Below are 20,113 nucleotides of genomic sequence, written 5' to 3' on the forward strand. Positions count from 1 at the left end.
CAGCAGTTTGGATCACATAAAAAAATAGCGGTCCGAAGACCGCTATTTTAGAAACAATTGAAATCGGACCACTTAAAATTAAAGTTAGCCAACTTTCAAAACAGCATCGCCTTTTTCCCAATTGCATGGGCATAGCTCACCGGTTTGAAGCGCATCAAGTACACGCAAGACTTCATCCACATTGCGGCCAACATCAAGTCCGTTCACGGATGCAAACTGGATGGTGCCATCCGGGTCAACGATGAATGTTGCGCGCAATGCAACGCCTGCTTCCTTATCAAGGATGCCCAGCGCGTTGCAAAGCTCGCGCTTGATGTCAGAGAGCATGGGGAATGGCAAATCCTTCAAATCAGCGTGGTGGGTACGCCATGCATGGTGCACAAATTCGCTGTCTGTGCTAACGCCATAGACCACTGCGTCACGTTCATTAAATTGCTTATTCAACTTGCCAAAAGCGGAAATTTCGGTTGGGCAAACGAATGTAAAATCCTTTGGCCAGAAGAACACGATTTTCCACTTACCCTTATCGGAAGCGTTGTTGAAATCCTTAAACGCGGTCTTAAGGTCGGTGCTCACAACACCTTTTAAATGGAATGTAGGAAATTTATCACCAACGGTAAGCATAAGCGTTCTCCTGATAAGAATTGGAAACTGGGTTAGATATACGTCGATAGAGGCTTGGGTTCAACCGCCTCTATAATCTTTATACGTATGGGTATATGGAATGGATCAGTCGGGGTTATAAAAAGCCAAAAAAGTGCTTAATCTGCACAATAGTACTGTGCGGGAGATTAATCGCAGTAATCGCGATTAAGTACAGGAACAGATATTTGAACTCTTTGGGTAGTGCAAATTTTTCCATGGCCTTAGCCTTCCAAGGGTTTCTGTAATGCACGTAATATGGGCTCAAGAAAGGCTATTTTCAAGGTGTTTAGCGCATGTTTTACTTTCAAAACAAGCATGGAAGCAGCGGGTAAATTTAAGTGCAAAATCCCAAGTTAAATCAATGGATAGGGCGTCCCAGTTAAACTACGCTAGCGCAATATTTATGGGGAATCGATATGCGCCTTTGGCTGGTCACCACGTTTGCGAACACATCATGGGATGTGTATGCAAAAACCTGCCTGCAAAGTCTGAAGAATAATCTACCCGAAGGCGTGAAGATTTGCGTGGGGCTTGATGATGATACGCTGGAATTGCCGGTAAAGCAGTTGCTCAATACGCCATCGCATGACGGTAAATCCATCCATGAACATGGGATGTATGAAATCTATCCCGGCCGTTCACCAGACCACCAGAATTTTATCACGCAATTTGCAAAGCGCGACCACCCCACCGAATACCGCCTGCAAGCCGCGCGGTTTTGTCACAAAATTTTTGTGCTAAAGCGTGTGATGGAAAAGGCGATACTACTCGCTGAAACAATCCGCCCCACACATATCATCTGGTGGGATGCGGATGCACGCCTCACACGCCCTGTGAACCCTGAAGAAATCGAGGCTGTTATGCCAACGGGCGATGAAGCGGTGAGTTATCTGGGCCGCCGAGATTGGGATCATAGCGAATGCGGCTTCATGGGCTTTAATCTGGAAAAGGGCAAAGCGATTATCGACTTTATGCATGCCTATTATGTGCAGGGCTTGGTGTTCAGCCTGCCGCAATGGCATGACAGCTATCTATTCGACGTTGCGCGTAAAAATTATGAATGCAAAAATTTATCGGAAGGCGTGCCGGGCAATAATGTCTGGGCACAAACCGCGCTAGGTGAATTTTCTGAACACTGGAAAGGCGAAGCTGCCAAAGCACGCGGCAAGCCCATGACGGATGAAGAGTTATTTAAAAAATAGATTGGAAAAAATATGGAAAGCAACAATATAATTGATGCAATCATAGAAAGAATTATTAAAGCCAGCGAAATAAGTTTGAGCGATTACAAGAAGGGTACAATTCGAGGTGAAGAAGATTTTTCAAGCCAATTAATAGCAAACATTAAAAACAACATTAATCACATATCGCTCAATGAAAAAGCTGGTTGGGAAAATACAATATTAAACGCAAGAATTTTAGAAAAACATAAAGAAGAGAAGCCAATCGGAGCAGATATATTGATGATTTTCAATATTGATATGCCTGGTAAAAAAATAGAAAAAGGATTGCTTATTCAAGCTAAGCGGTTTGATCAACTAAACAAAACAACAAAAAATGAGGACTTAGCAGGTCAATGTGAAAGAATGCTACAAGCGTCATCTTCCTCTTTTGTGTTTATATACACTACAGACCGCATTGACGTTCATAGTGCACAGTCGGCATTTGCCTCAGAGGCTACTTTGAAAATGATGCAAACTAGAACTTTTAAGTCATTTCTTAATGACTTTCTGCATTGCTGGATTGGAGACATTCGTTTAAATGAAAAAGCTTATGTATCCAAAAATCTAGCCAGCATTTTGTTTCCAAACAACATTTTGTTCACCAGAGACGCCTCTTTCGGATTTATTCGTACCGATGACGCGGTTTTTACAAATTCAAAAAATAGCGTTGTTATTGAAGTAAAAAAAGGATCATAAAAAAGCCCGCTATTTAGCGGGCTTTTTAATTCGAGTTGGGTAGGGCTTAATTGGAAGCCTTATCTACCAATTTGTTCTTGGAAATCCACGGCATCATCGCGCGCAGCTTCTCGCCAACTTTTTCAATCGGGTGTTCTGCTTCGATCCTACGGATTGCCTTAAAGCTTGGCTGACCAGCTTTGTTTTCCAACATAAAGTCGCGAACAAAGCGACCGGATTGAATATCGGTCAATACGCGCTTCATTTCTGCCTTGGTTTCAGATGTCACGATGCGCGGGCCGGTAACGTAGTCACCATATTCCGCAGTGTTGGAAATGGAGTAACGCATATTGGCAATACCACCTTCGTAAATCAGGTCAACAATCAGCTTCACTTCATGCAAGCATTCGAAATATGCCATTTCAGGTGCATAGCCAGCTTCCACCAAGGTTTCAAACCCTGATTGGATAAGCTTGGTCAAACCGCCGCACAGTACTGCTTGTTCGCCGAACAAGTCGGTTTCGCATTCTTCACGGAAGTTGGTTTCGATAATGCCAGAACGACCGCCGCCAACCGCAGAAGCGTAGGAGAGGGCGAGTTCAAGCGCCTTACCAGATGGGTTCTGGTGAACTGCAACCAAGCATGGCACACCGCCACCTTTTTGGTATTCGCCGCGCACGGTGTGCCCGGGGCCCTTTGGCGCGATCATGAACACGTCCAAGTCTTTGCGTGGCTCAATCAGATTGAAGTGAATGTTGAGACCGTGCGCAAATGCAAGTGCCGCGCCTTGCTTAAGATTATCAGCAAGATGGTCGCGGTATAAATCGGCCTGCAATTCATCGGGAGTCAAAATCATCACCAGATCTGCAATCTTTGCAGCTTCAGCTGGCGCCATAACCTTGAAGCCAGCTTTTTCAGCTTTCACTGCGCTTCCGGAACCTGCACGTAATGCGATGATTACTTCTTTCACGCCGCTATCGCGCAGATTTTGCGCATGCGCATGGCCTTGGCTACCGTAACCGACAATCACAACCTTTTTCGATTTGATAAGGTTTACGTCAGCATCACGATCATAATAAACACGCATAGTAGTAGTCCTTCTGTTGGTTTGTAATTTTAGTGAGAATTAGAGAATTCTAGAAAATAGCCTTGGAACCGCGGGCAATGCCTACCACACCACTGCGGACAACTTCAATAAGGCCGAGCGGAGTGATGAGTTCAACGAAGTTATTGATTTCCTCGTTGGTGCCGCTGAATTCAAAAATGAAGGATTGCAGCGTTGCATCAATGGTTTTGGCATGAAATACATCGGCAATCCGCAGGGCTTCAATTCGCTTTTCCCCGGTGCTGTTAACTTTTAATAGCGCGGTTTCGCGCTCCAACATCGGGCCGGTCGAAGTCAAATCCACCACTTTGCGAACTGGCACTAGGCGGTTCAACTGCGCTTCAATCTGCTCCAGAATTTGTGGAATAGCCGATGAAACGATCGTGATACGGGAAATACCTTTTTCTTTATCAACATTCGCAACCGTCAGGCTGTCGATGTTGTAACCACGGCCGGAAAATAATCCTACCACGCGTGCCAGAACACCGGCTTCGTCATCTACGATTACGGAAAATACGTGGCGTTGAATTTGATCACTCATAATACAAAACTTTCTTCTTATTAAACCAGAACCAAACCTTCATCCGGTGTTTTGGATGAAATGTCCTGATCAGACGATAAAATCATTTCGTTGTGCGCCCTGCCTGATGGGATCATCGGATAGCAGTTTTCTTTTTCATCAACGCACACATCAACAATGCAGGGGCGGTCATTCACTGCCATCATTTGCTTGATAACGCCGTCCAATTCATCTGGCGTTTTAGCGCGAAGACCAACGCCGCCGAATGCTTCAGCAAGCTTAACAAAATCAGGCAATGCCGCTGTATAGCTTTCGGAATAGCGGCCGCCATGAATGAGTTCCTGCCATTGGCGAACCATGCCCATCCATTGATTGTTGAGGATGAAGATTTTAACCGGCAAACGGTACTGAACAGCGGTGCTCATTTCCTGAATGTTCATCAAAATCGATGCTTCGCCCGCAACGTCGATAACCAACTTACCTGGGTGAGCAAGCTGAACGCCGATTGCCGCTGGCAAACCGTAACCCATCGTGCCCAAACCGCCGGATGTCATCCAGTGATTGGGTTCATTAAAATGCAGAAATTGTGCTGCCCACATCTGGTGCTGGCCCACTTCCGTGGTGATGAAGGTCTCTACGCCCTTGGTCAATTCCCGAAGACGTTCTAATGCGTATTGCGGCTTGATGATGGTGTCAGACTTCTTATAAGACAGACATTTCTTAGCGCGCCATTCATTGATTTGTGCCCACCATTTGGCCAATGCATCCTTGTTTGGCTTATGCTTTTTGCTTTCCCAAACTTTTATCATTTGTTCAATAGCAACGCCTACATCGCCAACAATCGGAATATCGACAACAACGGTTTTGTTGATGGATGATGCATCAATATCCACATGAATTTTTTTCGAGTTTGGAGAGAATTCAGATAACTTTCCGGTCACGCGGTCATCAAAACGCGCGCCAAGATTGATCATGACATCGCAGCCATGCATCGCAAGATTTGCTTCGTAGGTTCCGTGCATGCCCAACATCCCCAAGAATTGCGGGTCGCTTGCAGGATATGCGCCAAGCCCCATCAACGTACTGGTCACAGGGTAACCGGTCATGCGCGCGAACTTACGCAACGCTTCGGATGCTTTGTCGCCGGAGTTGATGATACCACCACCTGTGTAGAAGATGGGGCGCTGCGCATCGGCAATTAACTCTACCGCGCGCTCAATCGCATCCAATTCCGGCATGGTTTTTGGCTGATAGGTTTTATGCGTGACCTGCGCAGGGGACAGATAATCGCCGGGAGTTAATTGAACATCCTTTGGAATATCAATAACTACGGGGCCTGGACGGCCTGAACGCGCTACGTGAAACGCTTCATGAATGGTGCGCGCAAGCTTATCTGCATCCTTCACCAAATAATTATGCTTGGTGCAGGGGCGGGTGATACCGGTTGTATCGCATTCTTGGAATGCGTCATTACCAATCAAATGGGTTGGCACTTGTCCGGTAAAGCAAACAAGCGGTATGGAGTCCAACAGCGCATCGGCTAAACCGGTTACTGCATTTGTTGCACCGGGGCCGGAGGTAACGAGCACAACGCCAACCTTACCTGTTGAACGCGCATAACCTTCGGCGGCATGAACCGCGCCGCCTTCTTGGCGAACCAAGATATGACGGATATCATTCTGCTTAAAAATAGCATCGTAAATTGGGAGCACAGCTCCGCCCGGATAACCAAAGACGGTATCGACGCCCTGATCGCGCAGAGCCTTGACCAAAATGTCAGCTCCGTTGATTTTGTTTACTGCGCGTTTTTCTGTGGGGGCGTTGTCTTGCATCTTGAGCTTGGCCTGTGACATGGAAAATTCCCGACTTTTCTTTTCAAAACAATGTGGTACACGGCCTTGCTTACAAATTAGGCAAAACCGAGTTATCCACAAGGGAAAAGGAGAATAGTCAATGCTGCACTGCCGCGTCAACCACGGATGCTAAAAAACGCAAAATATATGGTTTTTCAGAAGAATTAACGTCATTGCGAGACCGCTTTAGCGGGCGAAGCAATCTAGTTTTATTAATTCTGGATTGCCGCGTCGGCCTAAAGGCCTCCTCGCAATGACTGTTCTACTTATTTTCCGGCCTTAATTTCCTGGGCTACCGCTTGCTCTTTACCACCGCAAGTAGGGTGACCAAAGCCGCCTTTGCTCTTATCGCCGGAAATATCATAGATGATGCCGTCATTCTTATCGGCGCTTACACCTGCTGGAACTTTATCCATGCCCAGCGCCGAACGAACGCGCCATGCAACATTGTGGTCTGCGCAAGACGTGTCTCCCGAAACGCCAATCGCCCCCACCAATTCACCCTTTTGGGTATAAAGGGCAAGGCCGCCACCAAACACATTTACGCCGCCAACTTTCTTGCCAACCATCGGGTCACGCTTCGTGCCTGCCTTGGTGAAATCACCGCCATACGCAACGCCCGTATCAACGGGGTTGCTTGCTTGCAATCCAAATAAGCTGCCACCCGGTTGAACAGCGGAATATAAATTCGCGGTTGAAAGGGCAAGGCCGGGAAGACTGAACGCATTCGCAGTGTTTGCTTTTTGCGCTGAAATGACACGGCTGCCTAACCATTGGTCGCCGCGCTCTTTGCCGGTGAATGTCACGGCGCATACGGTACCATCGCGGTCAACAACCGATGCCCACATGTTCAGATCAAGCCCGCCATTGCTGGGCCCGCCGGATGCCTTCACGCTTTTCTTCAGTGCATCTTGCAAATCAGTGAATGATGGAAGCTTGGAACAATCGGCATGGGCTGTTGAGGTAACAAGCGTTGCAGCAAGAACAAGAGCAGCTGAGATATTTTTCATGAAAGCACCATTCGGTGAGAGGAGGAGGGGGTAATCCGTTTTAAATGGTGGAAGGATTCAGCGCAAGCAGTTGTTCATGATAGTTTTCACCAGCAATAATGTAAGGTGTGCGTCCAGCCGCTTCTTCCTTTTTCATAAAACGGTTTTTAAACCATGTCAGTTGCCGTTTGGCATAATTCCGGCTGAATTGCTGGGCACGGTCAATTGCTTCCTCGCGCGAAATTTCACCACGCACAAAACTTTGTAATTCCTGCACGCCCAATGCCTTTTGCGATGGGTGTTCTAATACGGGTGTTTGTTTTACTTCCTCGATCGCTCCGGCATCCATCATCTGCAAAAACCGTTTATCGATTGCCACATATAACGTGTCGCGTTCGGGCAACAACAATATGGTTTTGAAATCCCAATGTGCGGGCGGGGTCATCATGCTTTCGCGTTGCCAATAGCTGATGGATTTACCCGTTGCCGCATAAACCGCATAAGCTCGGATAAGGCGTTGGCTGTCGCCGGGTGGCAAACGGATGGCTGCAGCTTTGTCCACCTTCATCAAACGGTCACGAAAGGCGGGGCCGCCCATGGTTTCATATTCTTTTATAATTTTATCGCGTAATTCATCGGGTACATCGGGAATTTCCGAAATGCCATGCATTAATGCTTCCAGATATAACCCCGTTCCACCCACTACAACCGGCGTTTTGCCATCGGCCAACACCTTGGCAATCACATCCATCGCATCCTTGCGCCAACTGGCCGCGGTGCTGATGGTGGATGCATGCACTGTTCCATAAAGATAGTGGGGGATAGCAGCCTGCGTTTGCGCATCGGGCTGCGCGCTCAAAATCGGGAAACAGGAATATACCTGCATGGAATCCGCATTAATGATCGCGCCGTTTAATTGTAAAGCGATGCGCGTGGCGAGGCTAGATTTACCGCTAGCGGTTGGTCCCGCAATGATTAGTATGGGATGCTTCATAACGTGTTATCTGAATGTATTTGAATTAATAATAAAGCTTGTTAGAAAAGAGTATATTTTTAAAGGAATTTAATGGCAAACCGTCCAAACGACTACAAGATTGTAGCAGTCAATTCTGTCATCGCAGATTCAGATGATAAAAAAGCCATTCTCAAACAATTGGAAACAGATGGTGCATTACTGCCTGTCATGGATCAAAACAATTTAAACTATTATGTTATGCCATCCAATAATGCGCCTTATGTTTTAGTGAAAATGGGCGCAGGATTTGCAACTGTTTTGCAGGGGCGGTTGCAAGCCGCAGATTTGAAATCCGCTAAAGAAGCAGCAGAACAACGTATTCATAAGTTATCAAAACCATCACTCCCATCGGCATTATCTGGCCCGCCGCTTTTTAAAATCGTCTACATTAAAAAATCAGCCATCTTGCGGCTGGGTGATTACCGCCATGTTGTTGCGGCAGGAAATGTAAAACACATTGAACTATCCCATCATTTGGAAAAGATAGCTGACCACGTTTATTTTGTTGCTGATAATGAAGCGATTGCCAAAATCCGTAATCTACGTGGCATCGATGCAAGCGACATGGGACGTATTGATATTAAAACACCCGCCAACGCCTATAACCTTGGGCTTGCCGCGCTCACTGCTAAATTTCAGGTGAAAGAAATTTTGGAACAGCACGCCGCATATATGGGTGCACTACCCACCACGTCCGCAAGTGGTGCTGGCCAACAGGGCAGCGGGCCAACAGCACGTTCGGTGAACCATAAACCCGTGCCATAATCATCAAATTTGGCCGCTGGATTCTTTAAAAATTGCTATTATCCTTGCTATTTAACGGCCCAATGCGCATCGCTTGCAATTCTTGGGCTAAAAACGCATACATTTTCATCCACCTGTTCCCTCTTTAAATGAGTCCCCACACATGTCTCTAGGCTTTTTGATTACCGACGCTATGGCCCAAACCGCGGCAGCTCCCGCAACAGCTGGCGCGCCGCCCGCAACCGTTGATGGCGTGCTGATGCAATTCCTCCCGCTATTTCTCATTTTTGGCGTTTTCTATTTCTTGCTTATTCGCCCGCAACAAAAGAAATACGAGCAGCACAAGCAAATGGTCGAAGGTATTCGCCGTGGTGACAAGGTTGTAACTGCTGGCGGCATTCTTGGCACTGTTGTTCGCGCGGATACGGGCGATGAAGTATTGGTTGAAATTGCGGAGAACGTAAAAGTCCGCGTAGTCAAAAGCACGATCACCGCAGTCAACGCCAAAACCGAAGCCGTTGCTGAAACAACCCCATCTGCCAAAACAACCTCAGATTCTAAAGACGCTTAATTATGCTGCAAATCTCCCGCTGGACTGTCATTTTCACGTTGCTCCTCAGCCTGCTTTCCGTCGTCTATGCTTTGCCGAATGTTTTGGATAAGGCGGGTCAGGAAAAACTTGAAGCAAGCCTGCCATCATGGTTGCCGTCACGCGCCGTAACGCTCGGCCTTGATTTACAGGGCGGTTCCCATCTGTTGCTTGAAGTGAAGACCGATGTGGCGATTGAAGACCGTATCAATACCCTTGTTGACCAAATCCGCAGCGATTTGCGCAGCAAAAACATCGCCTATGAAAACCTTGGCCAGCAGGGCAGCAAAGCATCGGTGACCATTTCAAAGCCCGAGCAAATGGCCGAAGCAAGGAAAATCATATCATCCATCGACCAAGGGTTAGTGATTGATGGTGATGGCTCCAAACTGAATGTCACCCTTTCGGAAGTTGCAGTTAAAGAAAAAAAACGTCAGGTAGTTGAACAATCCATCGAAATTGTGCGCCGCCGCGTTGATGAAAGCGGCACGAGGGAACCCTCCATCATGCGTCAGGGGGATGACCGGATTGTTGTTCAGTTGCCCGGCGTGAGTGATCCAGAGCGCATCAAAAACCTGCTTGGCAAAACCGCCAAGCTGACCTTCCGGTTGGTGAATGATGATGTACCAGCAGCCGATATTGCAGCAAAACGCGCACCCGCTGGCTTCGAAATTCTACAAAACGTAGATGAAAAATCAGGCCGCGCCGAAGTCGTTAGCCGCCGCGTCATGCTGACGGGTGAAATGCTGACCGATGCGCAGGCAACCTTTCAGGAAGGCTTGCCAGTAGTTAGCTTTGTGTTCGATGGAATTGGAGCAAAGAAATTTGCCGAAGCATCCAGCGCGAATGTTGGCAAACGATTTGCGATTGTTCTCGATAATCAGGTTATTTCTGCGCCGGTTATCCGCGAACCTATTTTGGGCGGCCGCGGCATTATTTCGGGTAACTTCAGTGTTGAATCAGCCAAAGACCTTTCGCTGCTGTTGCGTGCTGGTGCATTGCCTGCACCCCTCACCGTATTAGAAGAACGCACAGTTGGCGCAGGTTTGGGTTCGGATAGTATTCAATATGGGTTAATGGCAGCCATCATCGGCTTGGGCCTTGTGGTAGTGCTGATGTTGGTGAGCTACGGTCTCTTTGGACTGTTTGCGGTTATTTCGCTGTTCTTCAACCTTGCGATGATTTTTGCAGGCATGACTCTGCTGGGTGCTACGCTTACCTTACCAGGGATTGCGGGTATCGTTTTGGTTATCGGAACGACCGTCGATGCCAATGTGCTTATTTATGAACGCATGCGTGATGAATATAAAAATGGTCGCACGCTTATGGGTGCGCTTGATGCCGGATATTCCCGTGCAATGTCTGCGATTATCGATGCCAACGTGACATCACTAATTGGCGCAGTCCTGATGTTCTGGTTTGGCTCTGGCCCAATTAAAGGGTTTGCGGTTACCTTAAGCTTCGGTATCATTACCTCGCTCTTTACCGCTATCATGCTAAGCCGCTTGATGGTCATTTATTGGGTGAAGATTACAAAACCAAAGGCACTACCCATCTAAACCATAATTCCGAATTGATATGGCAACCAGACTCGAAGAACTCGATTTTTCAGATTTGTATATCCGTCTTGATGGGGATTCACCTGCGTTATACCGTCCCCGCTTAGTTGGTCTTTATGGCCGTGACAGCCAGTTTGTGCCAGATGAATGCAGAGCAGATATTGTAAAACTCGCTGCTTTCATCAAACAGGAAGATAGATATCAAGATGGCTCATTCCCTTATCTTAACATGCGCCTTCGCGCTGCCAGTCAAAGCGTAAACAATCAAAAATGGGTGTGCTTGCGGCGCATTCCAACTACAGCGCCTGATATTGATAAGCTCGGCATCAATCCTAAAATCGTTGAATCGCTTCGCTCGCTAGGTGTGCGCACGGGGTTGATTGTCATTGCGGGCGCAACCGGTTCCGGTAAAACCACCACTGCGTTTTCGTTACTTTCTGATTTCTGTAAACAACATAACAACATTGCCGTCACCATCGAAGATCCAATTGAATTCGATTTAGCAGGAAGAATAGGGGAGCGCGGCTATTGCTTTCAGGTCGAAGTAAAACGCGATGACGGCTGGGTGGAAGCGCTCAATCGATGCCTGCGTTGGGCACCGCGTTACATTATCGTTGGTGAAATCCGTACATCCGCCGCTGCACGTCAGGTGTTGCGTGCCGCGACAACTGGCCAGCTTGTTATTACCACTACTCATGGTGGCTCGGTTGAAGAAGCGATTACAGCCATCATTCGTCTTGCCGAAGTTGAAATTGGCCCAGCTGCGGCCAATGACATGGCAAGCGCATTAACCGCCGTTATTCACCAAAGCCTTCGTCCGGAAGGGCCATTCATCCGTTATATTTATACCGAAGAAAACAATGCAGGCGACCCCATTCGTTCACTCGTGCGCGAAGGAAAAGTTGGCCAAATCAACACATATATCGACCGGCTAATTGCGCGCTTCAACGCCCCATCCACAGGGGCAACGCCATTATCATCGGGCGGACCACCGCAACGCAGCGAGCAGCAACAACGCCCACCAATATCAAATACAAATCCTGCGCGGTCATCGCATCAAGGAACGCCGATAGGTACATCACATAACACACCGCCACATGGTGCATCACATGGCTCGGTGAACCCGCCGCCCCATCCGCCCATTCCGCCGCGTAAATCGTAAAGGCAAAACGTGGCTACCCCGCCCGAATATCAAAATAGCGGCGTTCATATTATCCAAGGATATGGCGTAGGCCGTTTTCGTATTGGGCAAACCATTCATGAAACGCATTTACTGGTCAGCGCCGAACATGTTTCAAAATGGGATGCAACGGATGCTGCATCTATTACAGCTGAAAGTTTGAGCGCGTTTTTAAATCACACGCCCCCGCTCGAAGTGATTTTATTCGGTACAGGCAAAACCATCCAGCCCTTGCCGCAATCCATCCGCGCATTACTCAAAGAAAAACATATTGGTGTTGATGTAATGGATACGGGCGCCGCGTGCCGCACATATCATGTATTGCTTGCTGAAAAACGGCGGGTAGGGGCGGCGCTGTTACTCATTCCCGGCTGAAACAAGCATTGATAATGCTTTGACAACTGCTTGGCGGCGCACCTCATCACGATCACCACTAAATTGAAAACGGCGCACATCAACATGGCTTTCTGTTGCCAGGGCCAGAAAAACTAATCCAACAGGTTTATCTGGCGAACCGCCCGTTGGTCCTGCAATGCCGGTGACAGATAATCCCACATTCGTATTGGCAACTTTACGTGCGCCAATTGCCATCGCGATGGCAACTTCCGCGCTAACTGCACCGTGTTTGATAATCAATTCGGCTGGCACGGCAACTTCCTGTATTTTTGATGCGTTGGAATAGGTGACAAATCCGCGCTCCAACACCGCTGACGAACCTGATATCGCGGTGATGCATCCTGCAATCAATCCACCCGTGCAGCTTTCAGCCAGTGCGAGTGTAAGTTTTTTTTCAATGAATAATTCAACAACCCGCGCGGCGCGGGCAATCAGATCTTCAGGCAGCATTGGCTTGATCTTTAAACGGGAAACGCGCCGTCACGATTGCTTGCGCCGCAATGCCTTCACCGCGTCCGGTAAAGCCCAAGCGTTCGGTCGTGGTTGCTTTCACACTAACGCGGTCAGGTGACAGTTTCAGCAATTCGCATAAACGCTTTTGCATCGCATCGCGTTGCGGGCCAATTTTCGGGCGCTCGCACATGATGGTTACGTCCACATGTCCGATGCTGCCACCTCTTTGCTGTAACAGATCGACCGCATGCTGCAAAAAGCGTGTACTATCTGCACCTTTCCATTTGGGGTCGGATGGGGGGAAGTGCATGCCAATATCGCCCGCGCCAAAAGTTCCCAAAATCGCATCGGTAATCGCATGTAATCCAACATCCGCGTCCGAATGACCTTCCAATGATTGGTCATGCGCAAAGGTATGACCGCAAATCGTAATTTGATTGCCGGGAATTAAGCGGTGAACGTCGAAACCTGAAGCGGTACGTACATCATGCAATGCGCCCATACCAAGCAGGCGGCGCGCGCGGTCTAAATCATCTGGGTTTGTCAATTTCATGTTATCCGGGTTTGAGTGAATAAGGGCAACGGGCAATCCGACTTGTTCAGCAACGGCAGCATCATCGGTCAAAGCTTGGCCTTTTACGGTTTGGTGCGCTTCCAATATTGTATCAAAATGAAAACCTTGCGGCGTATGGGCTTGCCACAAATTCTCGCGGCTAATGGTTGCCTGAACAATTCCGTTTTCGCCGCGCTTTAATGTATCCACCAATGGCTTTGCAGCAATTACCGCCTTGTGGGTAATTAACGCATCACAGACTGCGCTGATGGTTGGTTCATCAATGAGTGGACGCGCCGCATCATGGATAAGAACCGTTTGCGGCTTATTCTTTTGCAAACTTTCCAAACCCATACGCACACTGTCTTGGCGCGATGCACCGCCGCTTACCGGCTCGGGCAAATCCAATCCTTGAACTGCGGCATCATACAAATCGCGGTGCTGCGGATTGATGACAACTTGCACGCTTCCCACACGTGGGTGAGTAAGGAATGCAAGAACCGAACGGCGCAAAATCGTGCTGCCTGCCAGATCCTGATATTGTTTGGGTACTTCACCGCCAAAGCGTTCGCCGGTACCTGCCGCCACGATTAATGCAACGCAATCTTTCATATCTTTTAAAATCCAGTGTTTTCAATGCTAAAGCATAGGGTGTACCGCAAGTTATTAGCTTGCGCGAGGTTTTTAACTGCTGTATTTTTGGGCAGAATTTAACGCTCTGATTTTACTGAACAAAATGGACAACACTCCTGCAACTCCCCGCTTGAAGCCAATAAAGGTCGGCAATGTCGAAATTGCTGACCCGGTTATTCTTGCGCCCATGTCGGGCGTGACGGATATGCCGTTTCGCGGGCTTGTTAAATCCTATGGCGCAGGGATGGTTGTTTCAGAAATGATTGCCAGCGTTGCCGTTGTGCGTGAGAATCGCAAAACCTTCAAAATGATGGAACACAAGGCCGAAGAATACCCCATGGCCGTCCAACTTGCGGGCTGCGAACCCGAAGTCATGGCCGAAGCGGCCAAGGTCAATGAAGATTTGGGCGCGAATATCATCGACATCAATTTTGGTTGTCCCGTTAAAAAAGTTGTGAATGGGCATGCGGGTTCATCGTTGATGCGTGATGAAGTCCACGCTGCCAAGATTTTAGAGGCTACGGTGAAGGCCGTTAAAATTCCCGTCACGCTTAAAATGCGCATGGGCTGGGATGCCAATAGTTTGAATGCCCCAAACCTTGCACGTATTGCGCAGGAGTGCGGAATTAAAATGGTCACCGTGCATGGCCGCACCCGTTGCCAGTTTTACGAAGGCCAAGCGAACTGGGCATTCGTGCGCAATGTAAAGGAAGCCGTCAATATTCCCATTATTGTCAATGGCGACATCACCAGCTTTGCAAAGGTGGATGAAGCACTTGCACAATCCGGCGCGGACGGCGTAATGATTGGCCGTGGCTCCTATGGCCGTCCATGGTTTATACGCCAAGTCATGGATTATCTACGCACAAGCAAACCGCAAAGCGACCCTGCATTGCACCACCAAAAGGAAATTATTCTAAAGCATTATGATGAAATGTTGGGTCATTACGGCGTGGATGCCGGTATGCGCGTTGCGCGCAAGCATCTTGGCTGGTACAGCAAAGGCCTTCGCGGCGGCGCGGAATTCCGCGCGGAAGTGAATAACCTGCACACGGTTCCCGCCGTGCAGGAACTCTTACACAAGTTTTTTGATACCTCTTACGAACAAACTTTAATAGCAGCTTAGAAATGGAGAACAACATGTCGCTAACCAACCTGTCCAACTCGGTCGAAAACCACCTGCGCAGCTACTTCCTGATGCACAGCTTTCAATTGCCTGCGAATGGTCTTTATGACCGCGTGATGCGCGAAGTTGAACGCCCGCTCATCATCCTCAGCCTTACGGCATGCAAAGGCAATCAACTCCGCGCAGCAGAAATGCTCGGCATTAATCGCAATACCTTGCGCAAAAAAATACGTGACCTATCTATTCCAACAGCACGCGACAATTACCGCAAAGCTGCGTAACACATAGATAGCGGTATCTCAGTGACATCACTGCCAACGCCAGTCGATACGACTACATCCGTCGCGCCGCCCACATTCTGGGAACAGGCAAAGGACTGGGCGCGTCGCAAAAAGGCGTTCAAAAAAATAGCGCTCTGGCTGACTATTGCATCTGTGCTTATTGGGCTAACTACTTTTGCGCTGATTACACTGCGCGTTCCGATTATGGGCGGCGACAGCACCATCAAAACCCTGCTCACACTTTGTCTTATCTGTCTCGTGGCATTGGCTGGGCTTATTCTGTATCGCCTTATCCGCGTCATTATGATTACGCGCAGGAAAGGGCAAGGAAAATCAACCCTCCATCTGCGGATGGTGGGGATGTTCAGCTTGCTCGCCGTTGCGCCAACGGTGGTTGTTGCATTATTCGCCGGGCTATTCTTTTACTTAGGCGTGCAAAGCTGGTTCTCCGACCGTGTGCAAAAGGTCGTTGATGAGTCCATGGAAGTTGCAAAGTCGTATCTTCATGAACATCAACAAACCATTCGCGCCGATACGCTGGCCATGATTAACGACATTAATCGTGAAGCGCCGCAATTTGCCATGAACAAACATGTGTTCAATCAGTTTATTGATGCACAATCGAATGTGCGCTCATTATCTGAAGCATTGGTATTCGATAGCACAGGGCGCATTCTGGGCCGCTCCGCGCTTAGCTTCTCATTGGAATTTGAACCCGTCACCGAAGACATTATGGAACGCGCACGTCAGGGCGAAGTGGTCGTGATGGTCGGCCAGAAATACGACAAGGTTCGTGCGCTGGCCAAAATCTCCTCACTGTTTGATGCCTATTTGCTCGTTGGGCGACAGGTGGAAGCCAAAGTACTTGAACACGTTGAAACCGCCGAAGGCGCGGTTAATGAATATGCCACCATCAAACAACGGGGCGGCGAATTGCAGCGAAGGCTGTTCCTTACCTTTGCTGTCGTTGCACTGCTATTATTACTCGTGGCGGTCTGGTTCGGTATGAACTTTGCCAACAAACTCGGTATGCCACTCAGCGTTCTGGTGGATATGGCCGAGCGTGTACGGGCAGGGGATTTATCCGCCCGCATTCAAGAAAAATTCCTTAAATATGAAGATGAACTCGGCTCACTTGGCCGCGCTTTTAACCGCATGACCGGGCAGCTGGAAAGCCAGCGCAGTGAATTGATAGACGCCAACCGCCAACTTGATACCCGCCGTCGTTTTACCGAGGCGGTACTATCTGGTGTTTCATCCGGCGTTATTGGCGTTGATAATCATGGCCTCATTACCCTTGTTAACGCATCTGCCGCTATTTTGCTTGGCATTCCCAATACGCAGGAATGGTTACAAAAACCATTACTCAGCCTGCTGCCTGAATTACAGGAATTGATGCAACAGATTGTTGAGCGTCCCGTTGCGCGATTTGTAGAAGGTGAAATTGAACTTCACCGTCACGAACAATCTACGAAAACATTTTTTGTCCGCGCGTCCCTCGAACAAGTTGAACAAGACGTGCAAGGTTACGTGGTAACATTTGATGACGTTTCTGATTTGATTGCCGCGCAACGTAAAGCTGCATGGGGTGACGTAGCCCGCCGCATCGCGCATGAAATCAAAAACCCGCTCACGCCTATTCAACTGTCGGCTGAACGTCTGCGCCGCCGCTATTTAAAAGAAATTAGCAGCGATCCGGAAGTATTCGTGCAGTGTCTTGATACGATTATACGTCAGGTCGAAGACATTGGCCGTATGGTAGATGAATTCTCCGGCTTTGCACGCATGCCAACCGCCGTGATGGTGCCAACCAATTTGAATGATGTATGCCGCCAGGCTGTTCTGTTGCGCAGCGCAGGACGCACTGACATCGATGTAAAAACCGATCTGCCACATGAAATCCTGATGGCAACCTGCGATGGCCGATTACTCAGCCAGTCTATTTCCAATCTCATCAAAAATGCGATGGAATCCATTGAAGGCAGGGAAATAGAAAACCCGCCGCGAGGTCTTGTTGTTGTCTCGCTCAATCACATTGGCGAAGAAGCTGTCATTACAATTGAAGATAACGGCAAAGGCTTGCCTAAAGAACAACGTCACCGCTTGACTGAACCCTATGTGACCACACGTGCCAAAGGAACTGGTCTAGGTCTTGCGATTGTAAAGAAGATTATGGAAGACCATCATGGTTCGCTCACCCTCGAAGATAGAATCGAAGGCGGTGCGCGAGTCACGTTACGCTTCCCGATATTGCATTTGGAAGACAACCAGAAAGACTCTGCCGAAGCAGTTGAAGAAACCCCAAGGGTCGCGCACAATAGGACATAAGTTTTGATTCTTTTTGTTTTTTATAATTGGGCATGGCGCCCATATAAACAATAAGATGATGTAAATTTGAACGAGGATAGCATGACGCACGATATTCTGATTGTAGATGATGAAGCGGACATCCGGTTGCAGGTAGCTGGCATCTTGAGTGATGAAGGGTACAAAACGCGCGAAGCTTCTTCTTCCGAACTTGCTATCCATGAAATTGCGCAACGCCTCCCAAGTCTGGTGATTTTGGATATCTGGTTACAGGGCAGCAAACTGGATGGGTTGCAACTTCTCGAACACATCGCCAAAACTTACCCCACACTTCCGGTCATTATGATTTCGGGTCATGGCAATATCGAAACCGCGGTTGCAGCAGTGAAGAAAGGCGCATTCGATTTTATTGAAAAGCCCTTCAAGTCTGACCGCTTATTATTGGTGGTCGATAAAGCACTACAGGCCTTTCGGCTGAAACGCGAAAATGAAGAATTAAAGCTAAAATTGGGCGATTCGGAGCTGATTGGAAAATCCCCATCCGTTCAGGAAATCCGCAAGACTTTGGAAAAGGTGGCACCAACCGGTAGCCGCGTAATGATCACTGGCCCAGCCGGCGCAGGCAAAGAAATCATCGCACGTCAGCTTCACAAAATGTCCCGCCGTGAAGAAGGCCCGTTCGTGGTTGTTAACTGCGCGACCATGCAACCTGACCGCCTTGAAGTGGAACTCTTCGGAACGGAACTCGGCGTTAATGGCGCATCCCGTAAAATCGGTTTCTTGGAACAGGCCCATAACGGTACCTTATTGCTTGATGAAGTTGCTGACATGCCACTCGAAACCCAAGGCAAGATTTTACGTGCATTGCAGGAACAATCCTTCACACGCGTGGGCGGCAACACCAAGGTACAAGTGGATGTGCGCGTGATTGCATCCAGCAACAAGAACCTTGATTTGCTGATGGCCGAAGGCAGCCTTCGCCAAGATCTTTACTACCGTTTGAACGTCGTACCGATTAAGGTATCTGCGCTTCGTGAACGCCGCGATGATATACCATTGCTTGCTCAGCACTTCTTAAACCGCGCCGCTGAAAACGCCGGTTTGCCCGTGCGCACCCTTGGTGAAGATGCCTTGGCGGCATTGCAAGCTTACGAATGGCCCGGCAACATCCGCCAATTGCGTAACGCGATGGAATGGATTTTGATTATCCATAACAACAGCAAGGATGAACCTATCCGCGCTGATATGCTGCCACCTGAAATCACTTCCAGCACGCCAAACGTGCTGAAATGGGAAAAGGGCGGCGAAATCATGATGCTGCCGTTGCGTGATGCGCGCGAAATGTTTGAACGTGAATATCTGCTGGCACAGGTTACGCGCTTTGGCGGAAATATTTCCCGCACAGCAAACTTTATCGGTATGGAACGCTCCGCGCTTCACCGCAAGCTGAAGATGCTAGGCGTCCACGGCTCCGGCCATGGGGTTCCAGAACCGGAAATCATTGCGGCTACCCACGTAAACTGACCTTTGTCATTCCCGCGAAAGCGGGAAGCGATGTGCAATAACAATGTCTCATCATTCTTTTCACAGCCTGCCTCAGGCCGTTTTGTTTGATTGGGACAATACCCTTATTGAAAACTGGCAAACCTTAACCGACAGTGTGAATGCTGCACTAAAAGCATTCAATCTGCCGCTATGGGATGTTCCGCGCATGATGGAAAATTCCAAGCACAGCATGCGTGATAGTTTTCCGGTTATTTTTGGGGATGACTGGCACCGGGCGCGCGATATTTTTTATGCGCATTTCCGTGAAAACCACCTCAGTGGTCTACACAAACTCCGTCATGCAGAAGAATTGCTAAACCTGCTTGATGCGCATGGCGTGAAGCTAACAATATGTAGCAACAAAAATGGTGATTTGCTTCGCCGCGAGGTCGCACATCTGAATTGGAGCCATTATTTTTCCAGTATCGTCGGCGCAACCGATGCCCCCAAGGATAAACCTGACCCCGCGCCAGCCCAGCTCATCATCCAAAGCAATAATCTCAAGCATTATGAAAATGTCTGGTTTATCGGGGATACCGTGACGGATATGATTTGTGGCACTAAATCAGGCTGTTTAACCGTGGGAATAGGGCAAGCGGCCCTTGAAAACCCTGAATTTCAGCCTTCGATTTGGGTTTATGACCTTGGGGAACTCTTGACAGAATTGAAGCAGCTTCTATCCTCAAGTTAACGTCCCAATAATAATAAAAAAAGAAGCCGCC

General features: G+C 48.5%; 19 protein-coding genes and 1 pseudogene. 12 read left to right on the forward strand and 8 right to left on the reverse strand.

Annotated elements, in window-relative coordinates; genetic code table 11:
• Positions 1 to 84: 84 nt before the first annotated feature.
• Positions 85 to 624: a peroxiredoxin gene (locus SFW65_05085; GenBank protein ID MDX1922482.1), complete on the reverse strand. Its 540-nt coding sequence runs from the start codon at positions 622 to 624 to the stop codon at positions 85 to 87.
• 437 nt (positions 625 to 1,061) lie between these two features.
• Between SFW65_05085 and SFW65_05090 the strand changes: the two genes are divergently transcribed.
• A complete protein-coding gene (locus SFW65_05090) occupies positions 1,062 to 1,847 on the forward strand; it encodes a hypothetical protein (GenBank protein MDX1922483.1) in 786 nt (261 codons plus the stop codon).
• Between the two features lie 12 nt (positions 1,848 to 1,859).
• Complete coding sequence (locus SFW65_05095) at positions 1,860 to 2,564, forward strand: hypothetical protein (protein ID MDX1922484.1); 705 nt, start codon at positions 1,860 to 1,862, stop codon at positions 2,562 to 2,564.
• 46 nt (positions 2,565 to 2,610) lie between these two features.
• Here the strand turns inward: SFW65_05095 and ilvC are convergent, their stop codons facing one another.
• The 5 genes from ilvC to miaA form a co-directional block, all read right to left on the reverse strand.
• Positions 2,611 to 3,630 carry a ketol-acid reductoisomerase gene (ilvC, locus tag SFW65_05100; protein ID MDX1922485.1) on the reverse strand — a complete coding sequence of 340 codons (1,020 nt, stop codon included), beginning with the start codon at positions 3,628 to 3,630 and terminating at the stop codon, positions 2,611 to 2,613.
• A gap of 49 nt (positions 3,631 to 3,679) precedes the next feature.
• Entirely contained in the window at positions 3,680 to 4,189 is a 510-nt protein-coding gene (gene ilvN / locus SFW65_05105; GenBank protein MDX1922486.1) for an acetolactate synthase small subunit, read from the reverse strand.
• A gap of 20 nt (positions 4,190 to 4,209) precedes the next feature.
• The gene (locus SFW65_05110; GenBank protein MDX1922487.1) at positions 4,210 to 6,000 is read right to left on the reverse strand and encodes an acetolactate synthase 3 large subunit; all 1,791 of its coding nucleotides are present in this window, start codon (positions 5,998 to 6,000) and stop codon (positions 4,210 to 4,212) included.
• Positions 6,001 to 6,287: 287 nt separating this feature from the next.
• The gene (locus SFW65_05115; protein MDX1922488.1) at positions 6,288 to 7,031 is read right to left on the reverse strand and encodes a heme-binding protein; all 744 of its coding nucleotides are present in this window, start codon (positions 7,029 to 7,031) and stop codon (positions 6,288 to 6,290) included.
• 40 nt (positions 7,032 to 7,071) lie between these two features.
• The gene (miaA, locus tag SFW65_05120; GenBank protein ID MDX1922489.1) at positions 7,072 to 8,004 is read right to left on the reverse strand and encodes a tRNA (adenosine(37)-N6)-dimethylallyltransferase MiaA; all 933 of its coding nucleotides are present in this window, start codon (positions 8,002 to 8,004) and stop codon (positions 7,072 to 7,074) included.
• Positions 8,005 to 8,076: 72 nt separating this feature from the next.
• On the opposite strand from miaA, the gene SFW65_05125 reads away from it, so the two are divergent.
• From SFW65_05125 to SFW65_05145, 5 genes are all read left to right on the forward strand, one after another.
• Positions 8,077 to 8,790, forward strand: a complete 714-nt coding sequence (locus tag SFW65_05125) for a hypothetical protein (protein ID MDX1922490.1) — start codon at positions 8,077 to 8,079, stop codon at positions 8,788 to 8,790.
• A 142-nt stretch (positions 8,791 to 8,932) separates the two neighbouring features.
• A complete protein-coding gene (gene yajC / locus SFW65_05130) occupies positions 8,933 to 9,340 on the forward strand; it encodes a preprotein translocase subunit YajC (GenBank protein ID MDX1922491.1) in 408 nt (135 codons plus the stop codon).
• A 2-nt stretch (positions 9,341 to 9,342) separates the two neighbouring features.
• Complete coding sequence (gene secD / locus SFW65_05135; GenBank protein ID MDX1922492.1) at positions 9,343 to 10,917, forward strand: protein translocase subunit SecD; 1,575 nt, start codon at positions 9,343 to 9,345, stop codon at positions 10,915 to 10,917.
• A 19-nt stretch (positions 10,918 to 10,936) separates the two neighbouring features.
• Positions 10,937 to 12,079, forward strand: coding sequence for an ATPase, T2SS/T4P/T4SS family (locus SFW65_05140; protein MDX1922493.1), 1,143 nt, complete (start codon positions 10,937 to 10,939; stop codon positions 12,077 to 12,079).
• A 9-nt stretch (positions 12,080 to 12,088) separates the two neighbouring features.
• Positions 12,089 to 12,472, forward strand: coding sequence for an Mth938-like domain-containing protein (locus SFW65_05145; protein ID MDX1922494.1), 384 nt, complete (start codon positions 12,089 to 12,091; stop codon positions 12,470 to 12,472).
• Here the strand turns inward: SFW65_05145 and SFW65_05150 are convergent.
• Positions 12,455 to 12,952: a CinA family protein gene (locus tag SFW65_05150; protein MDX1922495.1), complete on the reverse strand. Its 498-nt coding sequence runs from the start codon at positions 12,950 to 12,952 to the stop codon at positions 12,455 to 12,457. The genes SFW65_05145 and SFW65_05150 overlap by 18 nt on opposite strands.
• Entirely contained in the window at positions 12,933 to 14,111 is a 1,179-nt protein-coding gene (locus tag SFW65_05155) for a bifunctional 2-C-methyl-D-erythritol 4-phosphate cytidylyltransferase/2-C-methyl-D-erythritol 2,4-cyclodiphosphate synthase (protein ID MDX1922496.1), read from the reverse strand. Before SFW65_05155 ends, SFW65_05150 begins: the two co-directional genes overlap by 20 nt.
• A gap of 124 nt (positions 14,112 to 14,235) precedes the next feature.
• On the opposite strand from SFW65_05155, the gene dusB reads away from it, so the two are divergent.
• From dusB to SFW65_05180, 5 genes and pseudogenes are all read left to right on the forward strand, one after another.
• On the forward strand, positions 14,236 to 15,258 hold the full coding sequence (gene dusB / locus SFW65_05160) for a tRNA dihydrouridine synthase DusB (GenBank protein MDX1922497.1): 1,023 nt from the start codon (positions 14,236 to 14,238) through the stop codon (positions 15,256 to 15,258).
• 29 nt (positions 15,259 to 15,287) lie between these two features.
• Positions 15,288 to 15,539: pseudogene (locus SFW65_05165) on the forward strand (helix-turn-helix domain-containing protein).
• Positions 15,540 to 15,560: 21 nt separating this feature from the next.
• Complete coding sequence (locus SFW65_05170; protein MDX1922498.1) at positions 15,561 to 17,867, forward strand: PAS domain-containing sensor histidine kinase; 2,307 nt, start codon at positions 15,561 to 15,563, stop codon at positions 17,865 to 17,867.
• Between the two features lie 81 nt (positions 17,868 to 17,948).
• A complete protein-coding gene (locus SFW65_05175; protein MDX1922499.1) occupies positions 17,949 to 19,370 on the forward strand; it encodes a sigma-54 dependent transcriptional regulator in 1,422 nt (473 codons plus the stop codon).
• 43 nt (positions 19,371 to 19,413) lie between these two features.
• Complete coding sequence (locus SFW65_05180) at positions 19,414 to 20,082, forward strand: HAD family hydrolase (protein MDX1922500.1); 669 nt, start codon at positions 19,414 to 19,416, stop codon at positions 20,080 to 20,082.
• Positions 20,083 to 20,113 lie beyond the last annotated feature (31 nt).

It is taken from the genome of Alphaproteobacteria bacterium, from assembly GCA_033762625.1.
In the GTDB taxonomy this organism is placed as follows: Bacteria; Pseudomonadota; Alphaproteobacteria; order UBA9219; family RGZA01; genus RGZA01.

Coding starts and splice junctions, on each gene's coding strand:
- secD (MDX1922492.1), top strand. CDS start 9,343: ATGCTGCAAATCTCCCGCTGGACTGTCATTTTCACGTTGCTCCTCAGC.
- SFW65_05140 (MDX1922493.1), top strand. CDS start 10,937: ATGGCAACCAGACTCGAAGAACTCGATTTTTCAGATTTGTATATCCGT.
- SFW65_05095 (MDX1922484.1), top strand. CDS start 1,860: ATGGAAAGCAACAATATAATTGATGCAATCATAGAAAGAATTATTAAA.
- SFW65_05115 (MDX1922488.1), bottom strand. CDS start 7,031: ATGAAAAATATCTCAGCTGCTCTTGTTCTTGCTGCAACGCTTGTTACC.
- ilvN (MDX1922486.1), bottom strand. CDS start 4,189: ATGAGTGATCAAATTCAACGCCACGTATTTTCCGTAATCGTAGATGAC.
- SFW65_05110 (MDX1922487.1), bottom strand. CDS start 6,000: ATGCAAGACAACGCCCCCACAGAAAAACGCGCAGTAAACAAAATCAAC.
- SFW65_05085 (MDX1922482.1), bottom strand. CDS start 624: ATGCTTACCGTTGGTGATAAATTTCCTACATTCCATTTAAAAGGTGTT.
- SFW65_05125 (MDX1922490.1), top strand. CDS start 8,077: ATGGCAAACCGTCCAAACGACTACAAGATTGTAGCAGTCAATTCTGTC.
- dusB (MDX1922497.1), top strand. CDS start 14,236: ATGGACAACACTCCTGCAACTCCCCGCTTGAAGCCAATAAAGGTCGGC.
- miaA (MDX1922489.1), bottom strand. CDS start 8,004: ATGAAGCATCCCATACTAATCATTGCGGGACCAACCGCTAGCGGTAAA.
- SFW65_05090 (MDX1922483.1), top strand. CDS start 1,062: ATGCGCCTTTGGCTGGTCACCACGTTTGCGAACACATCATGGGATGTG.
- ilvC (MDX1922485.1), bottom strand. CDS start 3,630: ATGCGTGTTTATTATGATCGTGATGCTGACGTAAACCTTATCAAATCG.
- SFW65_05175 (MDX1922499.1), top strand. CDS start 17,949: ATGACGCACGATATTCTGATTGTAGATGATGAAGCGGACATCCGGTTG.
- yajC (MDX1922491.1), top strand. CDS start 8,933: ATGTCTCTAGGCTTTTTGATTACCGACGCTATGGCCCAAACCGCGGCA.
- SFW65_05155 (MDX1922496.1), bottom strand. CDS start 14,111: ATGAAAGATTGCGTTGCATTAATCGTGGCGGCAGGTACCGGCGAACGC.
- SFW65_05180 (MDX1922500.1), top strand. CDS start 19,414: ATGTCTCATCATTCTTTTCACAGCCTGCCTCAGGCCGTTTTGTTTGAT.